Below are 17,371 nucleotides of genomic sequence, written 5' to 3'. Positions count from 1 at the left end.
GATTTCAGGCACGTTTGCCGATGAAACTTCGCTGGGCATGGGGTAGTAGCTATCCAATTGAATTCAGGGGGGCCGCCGGCACCGATTGCACCAGGGTTGCCGCACCGATGCCGCCGGCCCCGGCAATGGCTGCCAGTCCGAGTGCGCTGCCGTGAGGCGTCGAGCACGCCTGAGTCTGGAGCTGGGCCAGGCAGCGCACCAGCGCAATCGCGCCCGATGCGCCGATCGGGTGGCCGCGGGCCAGGCCGCCGCCAGCACTGTTGATCTGCCCGGGCGCAAGACCCATGGCGGCACAAAAGGCCAGGCCCTGAACGGCAAAGGCGTCGTGCAGTTCGATGGCAGACAGCTCGCGGGCCGTCAGCGGCGACTGGTACGGCCTGCCCAGCACATGGCTGCCTCGTTCCAGTGCCAGCTGCGCTGCCGCAATCGCGGCCAGCAGCGGTGTCTCCGGCGCGCCGCCCGCACTGGCGCTGGCCAGCCATAGTGCGCGGGGTTGCAGGTTCCAGCGTGCGCACGCCTCGGGAGTCGCCAGCAAAAGCAGGGCCGCGCCATCGGCCCTGGCCGAGATGGTCAGGGGGCTGAGCGCATGGGCAGCGATATCGTCTGGACTGGCGGTCTGGCTACCGGCCCGAGCCACCGACGGCATGCGCGCGGCGCGCTGGGCCTGGAGGGCGCGCGGATAGGCGTCGGCCGAGAGTCCTGCCACTGGCACGATTTCCCGGGAGAGCTGCGCCTTGGCGGTCAGGGCTCGGCTGTGGCTCAGCAGCGCATACTCTTCCTGCTGGCGGCGGCTGAAGCGCTGCGCGAGCGCATAGTCTGCAGCCGATTGCAGCATGTCGGGGTCGCGCTCGGGATCGGGGGCAAAGGGCGGGCGCTCGTAGCGTTGGGGCAGCTCGCCGGGGACCAGCGGGCGGGTCTGGCGAATGGGGGCGCGGCTCCAGGCCTCGACGCCGCCGGCAATCACCACCTCGGCCTGACCCGATTGCAGCAGACCCACGGCCATGGCCACCGCATCCAGGCCCGAGCAGCACTGCGTATCGATGGTATGCGCTGCGCAGCCGTCGGACAGGCCGGCGGCCAGTGCCAGCATGCGCGCCGGGTTACCGCCCGCGCCCAGGGCGTTGCCGATGACGACCGCGTCCACGGCGTGGGCCGGCACGCCGCTTTGCTGCAGCAGTGATCGCAGCAGCGGCCGGCCCAGTTCATGGGGACTGAGCCGCGCCAGGGCCGAGCCGATCGGAGCCACCGGGCTGCGGGCCCAGGCAATGATGGGGGTCTTGCTTGGCATGGGCCTCAACTCTGCCACGGCTGCAATGCGGGGAGCAGGGCAGGGGATATGCCCGCATCAGCAGGCGCTGTCATCCGGGCGCGCAGGGCCTGGGCCAGCTGGCCGTGGTCGGTCTTGCCGCTGGCTGTCTGCGGCCAGTGCTCGCAGATCCACCACTGGCGCGGAACCTTGAAGGCTTCCGTGCGCTCGCGCAGCCACTGGTTCAGCTCCAGGGCCGACGGCGCCTCGATCTGGGGCCTCCATTGCAGCACCGCGTGCACCTGCAGACCGCGCAGCGTATCGGGCAGGCCGTGCAGCGAGACCTGGGCGATCGCCGGGTGGCTGGCCAGCAGGTTCTCCACTTCCTCGGGAAACAGGTTCTTGCCTTGGGTGACGATCATGCGGCTCTGGCGGCCTGCCAGGCACAGCATGCCGCGTTCGTCGATATGGCCCATGTCGCGCACGGACAGCCAGTCGCCGTCGCGCAGCACGGCCGTGGCGTCATGGGCATCGCCCACATAGTCCATGAACAGCATGGGGCTGCGGATATAGATCAGACCGTCGCCGGCATGGCTGGTGCCAGGCTCGGCCAGTGCATTCTCGACGGCATCATTGCCGGTGGGGCGAATGGATAGCTCGACATTGCTGAACGGCCTGCCTACGGCCTGCGGGCCGCTGGCTTCGTCGGCATCCATCCAGGCCACAAAACTGGCCTCGGAGGCGCCGTAGAACTCGATGATGCGGGCCTTGGGGAACAGGGCGCGCAGCGCCGGCGTGTGAGCGCGCATCCAGCGCGCGCCGCTGATGGTGATCAGCTCGACCTCGGGAATCGGTGCGAGCTGCCGATGCTCCGCCCATTGCAGCATCAGCAGCAACTGGCTGGGCACGGCAACAAGGCAGGGCGTATCGCCGCCCGCCAGGGTTGCGAGGCAGCGCGAGGCCGAGAACTTTTCCTGCATGACGGCGCCGCAGCCATACCAGATGCCTTGCATGGCCCCGAACAGGAACAGCGAGTGCGAGATGCGCCCCGGTGCCAGCGTGCGCTGGGCGACGACGGGGCCGAAATCCTGCAGTCCGACGCGAAAGCTCTCCGTCCACGACAGATGGTGGCGCTTGAAGCCCTTGGGCAGGCCGGTGCTGCCCGAGGTGAAGCCGGTGTAGAAGGCGGTCGTCGGTGCGGCAGATTCCGGTTCGCAGGGCTGTCCGGGCAGCCAGCTTTCAATGCGCTGGCGCACGGCCGGTTGCCAGTCCGGGTTGGCAACCGCCGCGCAGCGGCCGCTGTGGATTACGGCCAGAAAGTCCACCAGTTGCTCCAGCGTGGAGCGGCTGGCATCCAGCAGCAGCATCTGCGGTGCGTGTTGCGTAGCCAGGCGTGCCGAGCGCTGCTCGACTTCCGCGTGCAGCCGGCCGAAGGTCCAGAAGCCGGCCTCGCTCTGAAAGGCCACGGCATCGGGCCGGTGCTGCGCCCAATGGGCGAGCGGGCCATGCACCAGTTGCCAGAAGCCTTGCAGCGGCGCGGCAGCGGACAGCGCGTTCATCGGCGACCGCCAAAGCGCCAGTCAGGCAGACCGCGTGCCACGGTATGAACAATCAGGGCGCAGAGAATGCACTTGATGAAGTCGCCGGGCACAAAGGCCAGTGTCACGGCAAAGGCCTGGCTCAGGCTCATCTTGGCGACGAGCATCAGGCCCAGCACGCCGAAGGCATGCAGGCACAGCAGGCCTCCGACCACCGAGGCGATGAAGGCGCTCAGCGCCGTGCGGCGCGGCGTGCCTTGCGGCAGGGCGGCCATGATGGCGCCGGTAATGCCTGCCGCCAGCATATAGCCGATCAGATAGCCGGCAGAGGGGGCCATGAAGACGCCGATGCCGCCGCGCCCGCCGGACAGCAGGGGCAGGCCCACGGCCACGGCCGCGAGGAACAGTGCCATCGACTGCAGGCCACGCCAGGGACCGAGCATGACGCCAGCCAGCATCACGCCCAGCGACTGGATGGTGATGGGCACGCCGAACGGCAGGTCGATCTTGGGAATCAGGCCCATCACGGCCATCAGCGCCGCGAACAGCGATACCTGGGCCATGGAGCGTGCGCCGCCGCGCGATACAGTATGAGAGGGAGTGGTGGTCATCAACAGTCTCCTAGAAGCCCAGTCTTGCCCAGAGGGCATCGGCTACACGGCGCGTGGCCTGCAGCATATGAATCGTCAGCGGTGCAATCAGGCGCAGGCCGCCGCTTTTGCCGGTGCGCAGCCGGTATGCTTCGTCCAGCTTTTTCCATTGCACAAAGAAATGCTCGGTAAAGCGCAGCATCAGCGCAAGCTGCATGGCCACGCGCTCGGTGGGGACGCCCAGGCGGGCCAGCGGGGCCAGCAGCCATTCCAGCACCTCGACCAGATCGCTGGGGCGGGTGGACACGGTCAGCGCAATGCCCAGGGTGGAGGCGCAGATCAGCCTCAGGCTGCTGACGGCCGCCAGCACCGGATTGCCCATCAGCACATGAAAGCCCGCCACCAGCAGCGCCGCAACGATGACCGAACGCATCAGGCGGCCTGCCACCTGGGTGGCTCGGCCCAGCGATATCCAGAGCATCAGGCAGGCCGCACCGCAGCCTGCCAGCGCCCAGGGGCTGGCTATCAGGAACAGCGCCGTGCCCGAAGCGGCCAGCAGCAGGAGCTTGAGGCCGGCCGACCAGCGATGCAGCCAGGTCGCCACTTCGCTGTAGAGGCTACCCATGCAGGTCTCCGTGGGAGGTTTTCTGCATCAGCTGCTCCCGCACGGAAGTCTCGTAGGCGCTGCAGATGTCGCGGCCCGGGCCGTCGCCGCGCAGCCGGCCCTGCTCCAGCCAGATCACGCGTTCGAAGTCGCGCACATGATCGAGCACATGGGTGGAGACCAGCACCTGTTGCGGTGCGGCGGCGATATCCTGGGCCAGGCGGGCCTGACCGGGCAGGTCCAGGCTGGCAAAGGGCTCGTCCAGCAGCAGCAGCTCGGGGGCGGCAATCAGCAGCGAGAGCCAGCATACGAGCTGGCGCTGGCCCTGGCTCAGGCTGCTGACGGCTCGCTCGGCCCAGTGGGCCAGACCGCGTGCGGCCAGCAGCTCGCGCGCCCGGGCTCTGGCCTGCTGCTTGTCCAGGCCCTGGGGACGCAGCCCGAGCGCCAGCTCTTCCTCCACGGTGGGGAAGATGATCTGATCGTCCGGGTTCTGGAACATCAGGCCAACGAGGCCCGGCCGGTTCTGGCGCGCCTGCAGCAAGGGCATGCCATCCACCAGTACCTGTCCGGCTTGAGGCAGCTCCAGCCCGCACAGCAGTCGGAAGAGGCTGGACTTGCCCGCGCCGTTGTTGCCGATCACGCCGATGCGCTTTTGCGTCAGGCTCAGGTTCAGGCCGTCAAACACCTGTGTCTGGCCACGCTGCAACCGGATGTCGACCAGTTGAGCACCGTGCGGGGGCGGGCTTTGCTCTCCATCGCTCATGCGCCGGCTCCTGCTGTTGGAACGGCAGGGCTGCCAGGCGCCGGGCTAGGATGTGGGTGGCAAAAAACGAAAAGAGCTGACATACGGGGGAATCTGAAACCTGCCCCGGCTTCAAACATGCGGAGCAGCGTTGGTGGCGGATTCTAGCGCTGTGAATTTGCTTTCAAAAGATGGCCATCTGAGCGCTTTTTATGTGAATTTCCCATAAGAAATGGTTTTCTTACCAGGATGGGCTGTCTGTTGTCGTAGGCCCCGCATTTCGGGGTAGTTGCAAGCGGGATGGCCGCGTGTTGACAGGTGAAGAATTTTCGTGTGCCGTTCTTGCTGGCATCAGAGGGCAACTTCGCCCAATCTGCAGGAGCAACAGTCTGAAGTTTTCCGAAATTGGCCGTCGATCGCCCTGTTTTGACGCGGCTTGCAGGCTGGCGGGCGCAAGCTTGCCGCAGGCGTGGGCCTTCAGGCCGGTGAGCCGGCACGGGATGGGCGAATTTCGGACCGGAACAGGTAGTTTGCACGCAGCAAATATTTCTGTCCTTGATCTGTCCGGACATGAAAAAAGCGGGCACCAGGCCCGCTTGCTGCTGTCAGACTATGCGGATGACGACCTGCCTAGAACTGGTAGCTGAGGCTGGTTCCTGCCATCCATTGGCGCCCCGGGGCCGGCTCGTAATAGCGTCCGTTGCCTTCGTTGACGATGACCGAGCCCACATAGTTCTTGTCGGTCAGATTGTCGACGCGGGCAAAAGCACTGAGCTTCCAGGCGCCCAGGCGCCGGGTGTAGCCCACGCTCAGGCTGGCCACGTTGTAGCTGGGGGCGTAAACGGTGTTCAGATCGTCTGCGGCAATACGGCCCACGTGACGCCAGTCCAGACCCACGCGCCAGTCGGTGGCGGCAAGCCATTCCAGCCCCAGGTAGCCCAGATGCCTGGCAGTGCCGGCAATCCGCTTGCCGGCGGGAATGCAGTCCTGGCCCTTGCTGTCGCAATAGCCGCTGCGCAGGCGGGCGTCGAGCAGCGTCAGCGCGCCGTTCAGGCGCAGCTGGGGCACCAGCCAGGTGCTGCCGCTCAGCTCCATGCCGCGGCGGCGGGTCTTGCCGGCGTTCTGATAAGAGGCGCGGCCATTGTCGTTGCTGGCCACCACGATTTCATCGTCGGTCTGGGTCTGGAACAGCGCTGCAGACCAGTCGCCGCGCAGGCCGGCCACATTGAAGCGTTGCTTGATGCCCAGCTCGGCACTGGTCGATACCGCAGGCTTGAGGCCGAAGTTCAGGCCGGGAAGCGGGTTGGGGCCAGGGCGGTAGGAGATCTCGTTGAAGGTCGGTGTTTCCATGCCGCGACCCAGCGAGGCATAGACATGGGTGTCCTGATTGAGCTCGTGCTGCAGTGAAACCACCGGTAGCAGCTTATGGAATCCGGCATTGCCGCTATCGTCCTTGTCGGCCAGGAAATGGTCGCGCGACTGGAACTGCACATTGCTCCAGCGCAGGCCGGCATCGAGCTTCCAGCGCGGCGCAAAGGCCCAGGAGGCTTGCAGATAGGGGTCGATGCTGGTGAGGGTGTTGCGCTCGTCGCGCACCAGCTCGCCGACCACGCCCAGCTGGTTGCCCACAAAGTTCTTGTAGCCCTGGCGGTCTTCCCTGACGGTGTTGGCGGACAGGCCGGCAATCAGGCCCAGGCTGCCGCTGCCCAGCTCGTACTTGCCGCTCCAGCGTGCATCGATGCCACCATAGTCGCGCTTGAGCCCGATCACCCCGCCTCTGTAGCCGGTCTGCGAGACTTTGGGTGTGGACTGAAACTGCATCATTTCACGCTGACCGGCATAGGCCATGAGGCGCAGCGCCTGGCCGCCGCCCAGCTCGCGCTCATAGGTCAGGCCGGCCTGGGTCTGCTTCACGCTTTTGCGCGAGTCGTAGAGCAATGGATTGGACGCCACAGCCTTCGGATCAGTGGCCCAGTCCTTGGGCGTGATGCCGCCGGGGTCCCTGGCGTCGATATCCACATGGTTGGCGACCAGGGTCAGCTGGCTGTATTCGTCGGGCTTGACATCAATACGGGCGTTGAACAGGTTTTTGTCCGCTGCGCTCTGGGCCCGGTAGCCGTCGGTCAGAAAACGGCTGGCGCTGAGCACATAGCCAATCCCATTGGTTTCGCCCTTGGCCTTGAGGCCCAGGCGCTTCTGGCCGTCGCTGCCTAGTGCAAAGCTGCTTTCCACCGAGGGCGCCCCCTCGCCGCGTTCGGTATAGGCGTTGATCACGCCGCCAGAGGCGTTGCCATAAAGCGCAGAGTAGGGGCCGCGCAGCACTTCCACGCGCTCCAGCGAGGCGATATCGATATTGTTGGTCTGGCCCTGGCCATCGGGCATGGTGGAGGGGATGCCGTCCACATAGATCTGTATGCCGCGCACGCCGAATGTGGAGCGTGCGCCGAAGCCGCGAATCGACAGTTGCAGGTCTTGCGCGTAGTTCTGGCGGTTCTGCAGCTGCAGACCCGGGACTGCACTCAGGGACTCCGAGAGATTGACCTGCAGATTGCGGCTGCGCATGCGCTCGCCGTCGATCACCGTGACCGAGGCCGGGGTCTGCTCCAGTGCAGACGGCTGCAAGGTGCTGCGCACGGTGACTTCGGACAGCTGCGGGGTGGCGGGCTCGGCCGGGGGCTGCTGGGCCATTGCCGACGGGGTTGTCAGCAGCAGGCCGGCGGCGGCCACCGGCCAGCCTGCCAGATGACAAAGGCGCGAAAAAAGCATGTGAATCTCTCTGGAGCACGGGGTGGGCATACGATGCCCTGGTTGACTTGCAGGCGTCTGCCGACGCTGCCCATTGCCGGGACACGACGCTATTCCGGACATTGCGCTGCCAGGACTTTGCGTGTGCCACGTCAGCGTGCACATCAGGCAGCCTGCGGTGCAGGGACGATTGTATTTGGGCGGCCCTGTCTTTGCGGATGCCGGTGACGGATGACCTTCTGGCAGGTGCCGGCGCATTACCCCAGGTTACAAGTGACGCGACTTTCATGCGGCAGCTCACGCCCCTTGCAGCGATGCCGTTGGGGTAAGATGGCGCCGCGCTCCGGGGTGCACGCCAGTGCTGAGATCTACACCCGCGAACTTGACCCGGTTCATACCGGCGGAAGAAGAGCTTGCAAGCTGACCCCAGGGCAGTGCGTTCTCGCATGGTCAGCAAGCCTTCGGAGCACGATGTCCCCGCTCTCGAAGGAATTTCATGGACAAGGCCGCTTCGCTCGTCGCCGATCTGCTTGCTTTCATTGCAATGGAAGACTGCACCGACGATCAGTTCAACCAACTCGCCCTGCGCCTTTTCGCCTACCAGTATGAATGCAATGCACCGTTTCGCAGCTTTTGCCAGCGACGCGGCGCCACGCTGCGCAATGTCAGGAGCTGGCGCGATGTTCCGGCGGTGCCCATCGATGCCTTCAAGGCGATGGAGCTGCGCAGCGAGCCGCCGTCGCCCGCAGAGCGCGTATTCATGACCAGCGGCACCACGGGCCGGGCGGCACGTGGACGGCATTTCCATCCGCAGCTCGATGTCTACGACCTGTCCATGAAGCGCTATTTCGCCCGACGTTTCATGCAAGGGATGGAGCGCATGCCCATGGGCATTCTGTTTCCCGATGAGCAGGCCATGCCCCATTCCTCGCTGGCCCACTATCTGGCACTGGCCCGGTCCGAATTTGGCTCGGCCGGCAGCCGCTACTACCTGAACTCGGAAGGGCTGGACATGCCGGCCCTGTGTGCAGCGCTGGAGGAGTCCGAGCGCAGCGGCCAGCCGTTTGCCCTGCTGGGCGCGAGCTTCAGCCTGGTCCATGTGATGGATGCCCTGCGTGAACAGGGCCGCAGCTTCCGCCTGCCTGCAGGCAGCCGCGTACTGGATACGGGCGGCTACAAGGGTCAGTCGCGCGAGCTTCCTCTTGAGCAGTTCTATGCCGAGCTCTCGCAACTGCTGGGCGTGCCGCGCAGCCTGTGCATCAATATGTATGGCATGACGGAGCTGAGTACCCAGTTCTACGACGATGGCAATGCGGTGTTGCCTTCGGTCAAGTCCGGTCCGCACTGGATTCGCTCGCGTCTGGTCGAGCCGATCACCGGCCGGGATGTGGCGGCCGGCGAACGCGGCATTCTGGTGCATTGCGACCTGGCCAACTACAACGCGGTGACCACCATACTGACCGAGGATGTGGGCCTGTGGGCCGGCGCGCAGGAAAAAGACGGCTTCTTGCTGCTCGGGCGGGCCGAGGGCGCCGCCGCCAAGGGATGCTCGCTGGCGGTGGAAGAGTTTGTGAAAGCTGCCGGCGCATGAGCGGAAAGTCCAAGGCACACCGCATCAAGGCCGGCTATCTGCCGGGCCTGGGCGACGACGAAGTGCAGTGGCAGACGCTGGACTTCGAGTCCCGGGTCGGCCAGGTGCTGGAAGTCAGCGTTCCCGTGCTGACGGCACCGCAGATGCAGGCACTGGCCATTCGCGTGCGCGATGCAGCGGCCACCCATCTGCGTCCCATGCCGGTGGCCGAGATCATCGATGCCATTGATCGGGCCGTGTCCCGCCTGCTGGATCGCCAGGACATCTATCGCCAGCAGGCCGAAGCCTGGCTGCCCGTGGTCAGCGGTTATGACGCGGATATGGTGAGGCTGGGGCTGACGGGATTTTTCAAGACCTTTCGGGCGGCTCAGCTCAAGCGCTTTGTGGCTGAGGATTTTGCCAACCCGGGCGTGCTCGACGGCTTCCAACCGGCGGCCAAAGGCGGAGCGGTGCGGGCTTTCGGCCCGGATCTGCTCGTGCATAGCTGGGCTGGCAACGTGCCCGCGCTGTCGCTGTGGAGCCTGGTCTGCGGCTTGCTGGTCAAGGCCCCTGCGATCGGCAAGCTGGCCAGTGCCGAGCCCCTGTTCGCGGGATGGTTTGCACGCCTGCTGGCGGAGGTTCACCCGCCGCTGGCCGATTGCCTGGCTGTGGTCTGGTGGCGCGGTGGTGGCGGCGAGGCGGCCGACGCGCTCTATGCCCGGGCCGATACGGTGCTGGCCTATGGCGGCAACCAGACGCTGGAGGCGCTGCGCGGCCGGCTGCCCGTGACGACGCGCTTTCTGGCCCATGGACACAAGCTGGGCTTCGGCCTCATCGGTGCCCAGGCGCTGGATACCCTCAAGGCCCCGGCCATGGCCAGGCTCGCTGCCTGGGACGTGATGCGCTACGACCAGCAGGGTTGTTATTCGCCCCATGTGTTCTATGTTCAGCGGGGCGGGGCCGTCTCGCCGCGTGCGTTTGCCGACTATCTGGCGGCCGAGCTGAGCAATCTGCAGCGACGATTCCCGCGCCGCGCACTGGATCTGGATGAGGGGGCCGCGCTGGCCCGCTGGCAGCAAGGCATGGAGTGGGGGGGGGACTCCCATCAACTGCTGGGGCCTGTGGACGCGCCCTGGAGTGTGGCCTACAGCGAGAGTCTCCAGCCACTGGCACCGACCGCGCTGTACCGCACGATTGCGGTGGTGGCGGTGGACCGGCTCGATGCCGTGCTGCCGGTGGTGGCTGCTCAGCGTGACTATCTGCAGACCGCCGGTCTGGCGGCCGGCCCCGAGGAGCTGTACCGCCTTGCCGGGCTGCTGGGCGCGGCTGGCGTCACGCGCATCAGCGCCATTGGCTCCATGAGCACGCCCGAGGCGGGCTGGCACCATGACGGACGCTTCAACCTGCTGGACCTAGTGCGTATGACGGAGATCGAACAATCGGCTGAGCTGGCGGCCCAGTCGCTGGCCGCTTATGCGGACTGAGGGAGTGGACACAGCCGTGGCATTCATGGAGTTCAAGCAGGCCCGCTTCAGCTACCCGGATCGAGCGCCCGTGGTGGATGGCGTGGACTGGCAGATCGGGGCCGGGGAGTTTCACTGCCTGCTGGGTCGCAGCGGCTGCGGCAAGACCACGCTGCTCAAGCTGGCGGCAGGCCTGCTCCGCCCTCAGGCGGGGCATGTCCTGCTGCGCGGCAGCGAACTGGCGGCGCCGGGGCCGCAGCTGGGCTTTATGTTTCAGGCACCGACCCTGCTTGACTGGCATACGGTGATCGACAATGTGCTGCTGCCCGTGTCGCTGCAGCGCAAACCCACGCAGCAGGATCAGCAGGCGGCCATGCAGTTGCTGGCGCAACTGGGTCTTGCCGCCCATGCCCTGCTTTACCCGGGTCAGCTGTCCGGCGGACAGCAAAGTCGCGTGGCGCTGGCGCGCGCCCTGATTCTGGAGCCACCGCTGCTGTTGCTCGACGAGCCTTTTGCAGCACTGGATGCCATCACGCGTGCCGAGCTGCAGGACGATCTGCTTCATACCTGCCATCGGCATGGCACGACGGTGCTGTTCGTTACCCACGATATCAACGAGGCCGTCTATCTGGGCGACCGCATCGCACTCATGCATGGCGGCCGCATCGTGGACGACTGGTCGATCGAGCTGCCAGAGCCGCGCCAGCAGAGCATGCGCCACGGTGCGGCATTCAACGACTATTGCGCCCGGGTGCGCACTTCCATGGACCGGGGTCGCGCATGAGCTGCTGGTCGAACAAGACACATTGGCTGTCTGCCTCGCTGTTGATCGCCGTGCTCGCGATATGGGAGCTGGCTGCGAAGCAGTTCGGCTTGTCGGCTCTGGTGCTGCCTGCGCCGTCGGGGGTGGCGCTGTCGCTGTGGTCAGGTCTGGCATCCGGCTACTTCTGGCCGCATCTCTGGGCGACCTTGCAGGCCTTGCTGCTGGGGCTTTTCGTCGGCAGCGTCGTGGGGCTGCTGGCCGGCATGGTGCTGGCCGAGTCCGAGTTGCTGGAGCGCGTGCTCAAACCCTATGTCGTGGTCAGTCAGGTCGTGCCCAAGCTGGCCCTGGCCCCATTGTTTGTCCTGTGGTTCGGCTTCGGCATGCTGCCGACGGTGCTGATCACGGCGCTGATCTGCTTTTTTCCTTTGATGGAGAACACGCTGACCGGCCTGAGGCAGGTCGATACCCAGCGCCTGCAGCTGTTTCGCATGCTGGGAGCCACACGTCTGCAGACCTTGATGCGCCTGAAGCTGCCGGCGGGGCTGCCCACGATTCTGGCCGGGCTGCGCGTGGCTTCTGTGCTGGCGCTGGTCGGTGCCGTGGTGGCCGAGTTCATGGGAGCCAGCCAGGGCCTGGGTGCGGTGGTCATTGCGGCCCAGGGAATGATGGATACCACGCTGATGTTTGCGGCGCTGGTGCTGATTGCCGCCTTGGGCCTGGTGCTGTATCAAGCCTGCCTTGTTCTGGAGCGCCGCTTGCTTCGCCACCATCACTTTTCAACCTCGCAGCCGGGCACCCGGTCCTGACTGCCTCTTCACACCATTTGTCATGCACCTCAGCAACCAGACTTCGTTCATCTCCCGCCGCAGCCTGCTCGGCGCCTGTGCCGGCCTGAGCGGCCTTGCCATGACCGGCACCAGCATGGCGGTGCCTCTGCAGGGCAAGATCCGCCTGGCGGGCTGGAGCAAGCCCATCAGCGAGATCACCAATCTCCTGGTCGAACCCGAGAAGGGCTTTTTCAAGTCGAATGGCGTGGAGCTGGCCTATCTGCCCGGCGCGGGGGGCGGCGATGCGATCCGCAATATCCTCAGCGGCCAGGCGGATGTGGCATTCACCGACCCCGGCTCCTTCTTCATGGCGCTGGACAAGGGCGAGAAGCTGGTGGCGATCTACGATATCTATCCGCAGAACGTGTTCAACGTGGTCTCGCTCAAGTCTTCGGGCATTCGCAAGCCCGCTGACCTCAAGGGCAAGAAGATCGGCGTCTACAGCCTCGCCAGCGGAACGCGCCAGAACCTGCTGGTGATGCTGCATCAGGCCGGCCTCAAGGAGACCGATGTGAGCATTGTCGTGACCGGTCTGCTCAACTTTGCTCCCTTGATGCAGGGGCAGGTGGACGCCACGGCCGCCACGGATACCGGCCTGGCCGTGGGGCTGCGCAAGGGCATGGGTGAAGTCAATGTGATGCAGGTCAGCGACCACCTCAATATGTCCAGCGACATGTTTGTGGTGCGCGAGGAGGTATTCCTGCAGAAGAAGGACTTGCTCAAGGCTTTCGTCAAGGGCTATCGCGAAAGCGCCGCCTGGATGATGGCGAACCCCGAGGAGGCCTCGGTGCTGGCCAGCAAATATGCCATCGATGGCACGCGCCGCGACATCAATCTGGACGTGATACGCCTGCGCAATGCCGCCTCCATGCCGGCAGTCCAGGGTCAGCCGCTGGGCAGTTTCGATATGGTCGCGCTGCAAAAGGGTGCCGATGCCTACCGGGCGCTGGGCATGGTGCAGCGTCAGATCAAGGTGTCGGATGTGGTGGTTGCGCTTTAAATCTTCCCCTGAGGCGCGCTGCCCAGGTGGCCCCGCGCCATCCCCCACTTCCTGCGAGAGGGTGACGACTGCACGCTGCCGGTCCGCCAAGGTCTTGTCTGCTGTCTCTCGCAGGGGCCCTCCCATTGCCTGAGCGGAAAATCGTGAATATGAATCAGTCTTCTTCCATGGGCCTGCGCGGCAAGGTGGTGCTGGTGACGGGTGCCGGCCGCGGCATCGGCGCGGCGATCGCCCTGGCGTTTGCGCGCGAGGGCGCGACGGTGGCCGTCAACTACCTGTCCAACGACGAGGCGGCAGCCGGCACCGTGGATGCCTGCCTGGCTGCGGGCAAGGACTCGGGCGGCGATGCATGGGCGGTCAAGGCCGACGTGGGTTCACCCTATGCGGTGCAGAGCATGGTGGACAGCATCGTGCGCGATGCCGGTGGCATCGACATCGTGGTCAACAACGCCTTCAGACCCTATGTTTTCGACCCGGAGCGCCGCAGCCGGTTTGACGATCTGCAATGGTCAGACTATCAGGCCCAGTTCGACGGTGCCGTGGGGGCAAGCTTCAATGTCTGTCGTGCGGTGCTGCCACTGATGCGCCAGCGTGCGCGCGGCAGCATTGTCAATATCGTCAGCAACCTGGTGGAGCAGCCTGTCGTCGCCTATCACGACTACACGACATCCAAGGGGGCTTTGCTGGCCTTCAGCCGGAATCTGGCCAGCGAGCTGGGGCCGGTGGGCATCCGCGTCAACTGCGTGGCGCCCGGACTGGTCTATCCCACCCAGGGCACGCAGGGCAGCAAGGAGTCTTTTCGGGAATCATTGATGGCGGCCACCCCGCTGCGCCGGCTGGCGCGGCCCGAGGATGTGGCTGGGCCGGTGTTGTTTCTGGCGTCGGAACTCAGCGGCTTCATGACCGGGCAGCTGTTGCTGGTCGACGGCGGTCTGGTGATGCGCTGAGAAGGGGGCTGCAGGACGTGCTGCCCGTCTGGCCTTACTGTCTGGCGGTTGCCTGGGCGTGATCGATCGCATCGATGATGGCCACGCCAGTCTGCTGGACGCCGGGAGCGCTGAAGCCGGGACCGGGCGTGACGGCCGGGTGGCTGAGCAGCTTCTCGGCCATGCTCGGCGGCGCAGCAGGCGCTGGCGAGCTGGCCGTTGCGGGTACGGATTGGCTGGCGGCAGGCTTGGCTGCGGCCTGCTCGGTGGAGTCCAGATAGTCGTTGTAGCGCTTGTAGGCCTGACGCTCGCTGCGAGTCTGTTCCTGCTGCTGCTGCGAATGCTTGAAATATCGATAGGCGACCGTGCCCAGAACCAGCGCTGCCACCAGAAATGCGGCAATGGCGGTGAGGACGAGATTTTCGTCGGAGCGCTGGGGCGCCTGACGGACGGCTGAGGACTTGGGAATGGAAGCTGGCATCTGAGCAAACACATCCGAGCCAAAGGGGACTCGGACCTGAAAGGGTTCGAACTGTTTTCAGCGTATCAAAAACAGCGGGTTCAGGGAGTCAGATCGGCATTTTCAGCGAGAACTTCAGTCGGAAATGTCCGCCAATCTGAAGTTGGGTGCTTTCTTGTGCAAAAAACCGGTACGCCCTGGGGCGTTACCGGCTCTTGTCTGCATCTCGGCGATCAGGCAGCGACGGCTTGTGCCTGCTCGATCTGGGCCTTGGCTGCTTCCAGGGCGGCAGCCTTGGCGTCGGGGCCCATGGCCACGCCTTCAGCGCGAACAATGGTCACGTCGGTCACGCCCATGAAGCCGAAGATCACCTTCAGATAGCTTTCCTGGTGCTCCATGGCCTGGCCCGCTTCGCTGGTGGAATAGGCACCACCGCGCGCCGACGCCACGATGACCTTCTTGTCGCCGGCCAGTCCCACCGGGCCTGTCGCGGTGTACTTGAACGTACGGCCGGCCTGTGCAATGCGATCCAGCCAGGCCTTGAGTTGCGTGGGAATCGTGAAGTTGTAGAAGGGGGCGCCTACGACGATCACATCAGCGGCCAGGAACTGGCTGACCAGGGCTTCGGAGACGGCGTTTTCCTGGCGTTCGATTTCGGTGGCAGCCGCCTGGCCGGTACGAAACCCCAGAGACTGTGCGCTCAGGTGGCTGGGGGCGTTTACGGCCAGATCCAGGTAGTCCACCTTGGCTTCGGGCTGGGCCTGCTTGAGGCTCGCAACGATGTCGGCAGTCAGTGCGCGGGTCACGGAATTGGAGCCCGTGATGGACGAGTCGATGTGCAGGATTTGCATATTGGTATCTATACCTCTAAAAATCAGTCAGGGAACACTTCTTGCCTCGCCTGGATGCTGCGTTGCGGCAAAACAGTGATAGGTGGTGAATCGCAATGGAATAGATTGTAGATTTGTTTAGATTTGGCGGTAAGTCTGCAAAAATGCGATAGATCGTTCCAAATATCAATTCAATCGATTCCAAGGAAATGTGCATGGTGGATCTCAACGACATGCTGTACTTCGTCGAAGTGGTCGAGCGCGGCGGCTTTGCGGCTGCCGGGCGGGCACTGGGCATTCCCAAGTCGCGCCTCTCGCGCCGTGTCGCCGAACTCGAGGCCCATCTCGGGGTGCGCTTGCTGCAGCGCACCACCCGCAAGCTGTCTCTGACGCAGGTCGGAGAGACCTTTTTGCGCCATGGACAGGCCATGCGAGATGCGGCCCTGGCGGCCTCGGATGCCGTGGCCGAGGTACAGACCGAGCCGCGCGGCACCATCCGCGTGACCTGTCCGGTGACGCTGGCCCAGACAGTATTGGGCGAGCTGATGCCTGAATTCCTCAAGCGCTGTCCGCTGGTGCAGGTGGAGATGCAGGTCACCAACCGCCCTGTCAATCTGGTCGAGGAGGGGGTGGATGTCGCATTGCGAGTGCGAGCCACGCTGGAGGACAGCGGCTCCATGGTCGTCAAGCGGCTCGACAGCTCGCGTCAGATCCTGGTGGCCAGCCCCGATCTGCTGCAGCGACAGGGCACGCCCCGCACGCTGGAGGACCTGCAACTGCTGGACAGCATGGCCATGACGGCCGTTGACGGCCATTCCAGCCTGCTGCTCGTCGGGCCCGAAGGCAAGGAGCACCGGTTGCAGCTGCAGCCGCGCTATGTGGTCGATGACTTGCTGACGCTGAAATTTGCGGCTCTGGCCGGCAGCGGCATGTGCTGGCTGCCTGACTATATGTGTCAGGACGCGTTGAACCAGGGCACGCTGGTGCAGCTGCTGCCGCAATGGGCACCTCCGCGCGGCATCGTGCATGCGGTGTTTCCCTCGCGGCGCGGGCTGGCACCGGCGGTACGGCATTTCCTGGACTTTCTCGGAGAGCGCATGCCGGGCAGCAGCATCTCAGCCGCGCAAAAGGCGGCATCGGCCTCCGTGGCGCATTAGCTTCTGCCCATAAGATAACAACAAAACATTCGTTGGGATTTGCGAAGGCCGTGCCCACAATGACTGCCTTGTTATCAGATCAGGAGCGCGCCGGGCTTTTTCCCACGCCAGGGCCGCCGCTCCTAGATTACAGGAGGCAGCATGACATCCCCATTTCGCATCGTGATCGTGCCAGGCTGGCGTAACTCCGGACCCGGTCATTGGCAAAGCCTGTGGGCCGAGCAGCTGGAGGGCGCCGTGCGCGTTCAGCAGCAGGACTGGCTGGTGCCGCACCGCGATGCCTGGGTAGGGGAGCTGGAAAGAGTCTTGCTCAGCGACGAGCGTCCTGCCGTCATCGTGGCCCACAGCCTGGGCTGCATCACCACCGCGCATTTGGGCGAGGCTGCGGCAGCGCGCGTGCATGGTGCCTTGCTGGTGGCGCCTGCCGATCCTGAGCGACGTGCCCAGCTGGCGGACTTTGCGCCCGTGCCTTATGCGCCGCTACCCTATCGCAGCGTGCTGGTGGCCAGCAGCAACGATCCGTTCTGCCCCATCCGTCGTGCAGGTGCCTATGCCAGGGCCTGGGGCAGCGAGCTGGTACGTTTGCAGAATGCCGGACATATCAATATCGAGTCGGGCTTTGGAGCCTGGCCCCTGGGGCTGGCGCTGCTGCAGTCGCTGACAGAGCAGGGCGGCTGGAATGCACAGACTCCGCCTGCCGCGGTGCGGCCCGTACCGGCAACAGCACTTGCGGCCTGACGAGAGCCGGTCTCAGACACTTTCTGGATTCATTTTTGATAGCGTCATATGCTTTATAGATAAGCGTTTGAGGCGGTTCTAAGCGCAATAATATGCGCTGTTTTATTCTTTATATTGATTTCCAGAAAAACAAAGAAAAATATATTCTTTTGAGTTTTAAGGAGTCGTTCGC

At 64.8% G+C, this 17,371-nt stretch carries 16 protein-coding genes and 1 riboswitch; of the genes, 8 read left to right on the top strand and 8 right to left on the bottom strand.

All coding sequences use genetic code 11. The features are described 5' to 3' along the window. Positions 1 to 49: 49 nt before the first annotated feature. The 6 genes from E2583_RS01610 to E2583_RS01585 all read right to left on the bottom strand — a co-directional run bounded on the left by E2583_RS01610 (position 50) and on the right by E2583_RS01585 (position 7,486). A complete protein-coding gene (locus E2583_RS01610; RefSeq protein WP_291592557.1) occupies positions 50 to 1,288 on the bottom strand; it encodes an acetyl-CoA C-acyltransferase in 1,239 nt (412 codons plus the stop codon). Between the two features lie 5 nt (positions 1,289 to 1,293). Then, a complete protein-coding gene (locus E2583_RS01605) occupies positions 1,294 to 2,805 on the bottom strand; it encodes an AMP-binding protein (protein ID WP_291592555.1) in 1,512 nt (503 codons plus the stop codon). Beyond that, the gene (locus tag E2583_RS01600; protein ID WP_291592553.1) at positions 2,802 to 3,395 is read right to left on the bottom strand and encodes a biotin transporter BioY; all 594 of its coding nucleotides are present in this window, start codon (positions 3,393 to 3,395) and stop codon (positions 2,802 to 2,804) included. The genes E2583_RS01605 and E2583_RS01600 overlap by 4 nt, the downstream gene beginning before the upstream one ends. Positions 3,396 to 3,405: 10 nt before the next feature. Beyond that, positions 3,406 to 3,999: a CbiQ family ECF transporter T component gene (locus E2583_RS01595; protein ID WP_291592552.1), complete on the bottom strand. Its 594-nt coding sequence runs from the start codon at positions 3,997 to 3,999 to the stop codon at positions 3,406 to 3,408. Beyond that, positions 3,992 to 4,741 (bottom strand): energy-coupling factor ABC transporter ATP-binding protein, encoded by a 750-nt coding sequence (locus E2583_RS01590; protein ID WP_291592550.1) that lies wholly within the window; start codon positions 4,739 to 4,741, stop codon positions 3,992 to 3,994. The genes E2583_RS01595 and E2583_RS01590 overlap by 8 nt, the downstream gene beginning before the upstream one ends. 609 nt (positions 4,742 to 5,350) lie before the next feature. Then, on the bottom strand, positions 5,351 to 7,486 hold the full coding sequence (locus tag E2583_RS01585; protein ID WP_291592548.1) for a TonB-dependent receptor: 2,136 nt from the start codon (positions 7,484 to 7,486) through the stop codon (positions 5,351 to 5,353). Positions 7,487 to 7,799: 313 nt separating this feature from the next. Next, positions 7,800 to 7,891: riboswitch (TPP riboswitch) on the top strand. A 70-nt stretch (positions 7,892 to 7,961) separates the two neighbouring features. On the opposite strand from E2583_RS01585, the gene E2583_RS01580 reads away from it, so the two are divergent. The 6 genes from E2583_RS01580 (at position 7,962) to E2583_RS01555 (ending at position 14,035) form a co-directional block, all read left to right on the top strand. After that, complete coding sequence (locus tag E2583_RS01580; protein ID WP_291592546.1) at positions 7,962 to 9,056, top strand: long-chain fatty acid--CoA ligase; 1,095 nt, start codon at positions 7,962 to 7,964, stop codon at positions 9,054 to 9,056. Continuing rightward, complete coding sequence (locus E2583_RS01575) at positions 9,053 to 10,519, top strand: acyl-CoA reductase (RefSeq protein ID WP_291592544.1); 1,467 nt, start codon at positions 9,053 to 9,055, stop codon at positions 10,517 to 10,519. Before E2583_RS01580 ends, E2583_RS01575 begins: the two co-directional genes overlap by 4 nt. Before the next feature lie 25 nt (positions 10,520 to 10,544). Further along, positions 10,545 to 11,282 (top strand): ABC transporter ATP-binding protein, encoded by a 738-nt coding sequence (locus E2583_RS01570; RefSeq protein ID WP_291592613.1) that lies wholly within the window; start codon positions 10,545 to 10,547, stop codon positions 11,280 to 11,282. After that, positions 11,279 to 12,067, top strand: a complete 789-nt coding sequence (locus tag E2583_RS01565) for an ABC transporter permease (protein WP_291592542.1) — start codon at positions 11,279 to 11,281, stop codon at positions 12,065 to 12,067. The genes E2583_RS01570 and E2583_RS01565 overlap by 4 nt, the downstream gene beginning before the upstream one ends. A gap of 22 nt (positions 12,068 to 12,089) precedes the next feature. Continuing rightward, positions 12,090 to 13,088, top strand: a complete 999-nt coding sequence (locus tag E2583_RS01560) for an ABC transporter substrate-binding protein (RefSeq protein WP_291592540.1) — start codon at positions 12,090 to 12,092, stop codon at positions 13,086 to 13,088. Positions 13,089 to 13,237: 149 nt separating this feature from the next. Beyond that, on the top strand, positions 13,238 to 14,035 hold the full coding sequence (locus E2583_RS01555; protein WP_291592538.1) for an SDR family oxidoreductase: 798 nt from the start codon (positions 13,238 to 13,240) through the stop codon (positions 14,033 to 14,035). A gap of 34 nt (positions 14,036 to 14,069) precedes the next feature. Here E2583_RS01555 and E2583_RS01550 read toward each other — a convergent pair whose 3' ends face one another. Together E2583_RS01550 and E2583_RS01545 are read right to left on the bottom strand one after the other, a co-directional pair. After that, on the bottom strand, positions 14,070 to 14,495 hold the full coding sequence (locus E2583_RS01550; RefSeq protein ID WP_291592536.1) for a hypothetical protein: 426 nt from the start codon (positions 14,493 to 14,495) through the stop codon (positions 14,070 to 14,072). A 212-nt stretch (positions 14,496 to 14,707) separates the two neighbouring features. Then, entirely contained in the window at positions 14,708 to 15,325 is a 618-nt protein-coding gene (locus E2583_RS01545) for an FMN-dependent NADH-azoreductase (protein WP_291592534.1), read from the bottom strand. A 194-nt stretch (positions 15,326 to 15,519) separates the two neighbouring features. Between E2583_RS01545 and E2583_RS01540 the strand changes: the two genes are divergently transcribed. After that, complete coding sequence (locus E2583_RS01540) at positions 15,520 to 16,461, top strand: LysR family transcriptional regulator (protein WP_291592533.1); 942 nt, start codon at positions 15,520 to 15,522, stop codon at positions 16,459 to 16,461. Between the two features lie 141 nt (positions 16,462 to 16,602). After that, positions 16,603 to 17,199, top strand: a complete 597-nt coding sequence (locus E2583_RS01535) for an alpha/beta hydrolase (protein ID WP_291592531.1) — start codon at positions 16,603 to 16,605, stop codon at positions 17,197 to 17,199. Positions 17,200 to 17,371 lie beyond the last annotated feature (172 nt).

The sequence above is a fragment of the Comamonas sp. genome, assembly GCF_009360615.1.
In the GTDB taxonomy this organism is placed as follows: Bacteria; Pseudomonadota; Gammaproteobacteria; order Burkholderiales; family Burkholderiaceae_C; genus Comamonas.
Note: the sequence above shows the minus strand (reverse complement) of the source record. Positions and strands in the feature narration are given on the sequence as shown.

Excerpts from the sequence above, each read along its gene's own strand:
- E2583_RS01610 (WP_291592557.1), bottom strand. The coding sequence starts at position 1,288 with ATGCCAAGCAAGACCCCCATCATTGCCTGGGCCCGCAGCCCGGTGGCT.
- E2583_RS01605 (WP_291592555.1), bottom strand. The coding sequence starts at position 2,805 with ATGAACGCGCTGTCCGCTGCCGCGCCGCTGCAAGGCTTCTGGCAACTG.
- E2583_RS01600 (WP_291592553.1), bottom strand. The coding sequence starts at position 3,395 with ATGACCACCACTCCCTCTCATACTGTATCGCGCGGCGGCGCACGCTCC.
- E2583_RS01595 (WP_291592552.1), bottom strand. The coding sequence starts at position 3,999 with ATGGGTAGCCTCTACAGCGAAGTGGCGACCTGGCTGCATCGCTGGTCG.
- E2583_RS01590 (WP_291592550.1), bottom strand. The coding sequence starts at position 4,741 with ATGAGCGATGGAGAGCAAAGCCCGCCCCCGCACGGTGCTCAACTGGTC.
- E2583_RS01585 (WP_291592548.1), bottom strand. The coding sequence starts at position 7,486 with ATGCTTTTTTCGCGCCTTTGTCATCTGGCAGGCTGGCCGGTGGCCGCC.
- E2583_RS01580 (WP_291592546.1), top strand. The coding sequence starts at position 7,962 with ATGGACAAGGCCGCTTCGCTCGTCGCCGATCTGCTTGCTTTCATTGCA.
- E2583_RS01575 (WP_291592544.1), top strand. The coding sequence starts at position 9,053 with ATGAGCGGAAAGTCCAAGGCACACCGCATCAAGGCCGGCTATCTGCCG.
- E2583_RS01570 (WP_291592613.1), top strand. The coding sequence starts at position 10,545 with ATGGAGTTCAAGCAGGCCCGCTTCAGCTACCCGGATCGAGCGCCCGTG.
- E2583_RS01565 (WP_291592542.1), top strand. The coding sequence starts at position 11,279 with ATGAGCTGCTGGTCGAACAAGACACATTGGCTGTCTGCCTCGCTGTTG.
- E2583_RS01560 (WP_291592540.1), top strand. The coding sequence starts at position 12,090 with ATGCACCTCAGCAACCAGACTTCGTTCATCTCCCGCCGCAGCCTGCTC.
- E2583_RS01555 (WP_291592538.1), top strand. The coding sequence starts at position 13,238 with ATGAATCAGTCTTCTTCCATGGGCCTGCGCGGCAAGGTGGTGCTGGTG.
- E2583_RS01550 (WP_291592536.1), bottom strand. The coding sequence starts at position 14,495 with ATGCCAGCTTCCATTCCCAAGTCCTCAGCCGTCCGTCAGGCGCCCCAG.
- E2583_RS01545 (WP_291592534.1), bottom strand. The coding sequence starts at position 15,325 with ATGCAAATCCTGCACATCGACTCGTCCATCACGGGCTCCAATTCCGTG.
- E2583_RS01540 (WP_291592533.1), top strand. The coding sequence starts at position 15,520 with ATGGTGGATCTCAACGACATGCTGTACTTCGTCGAAGTGGTCGAGCGC.
- E2583_RS01535 (WP_291592531.1), top strand. The coding sequence starts at position 16,603 with ATGACATCCCCATTTCGCATCGTGATCGTGCCAGGCTGGCGTAACTCC.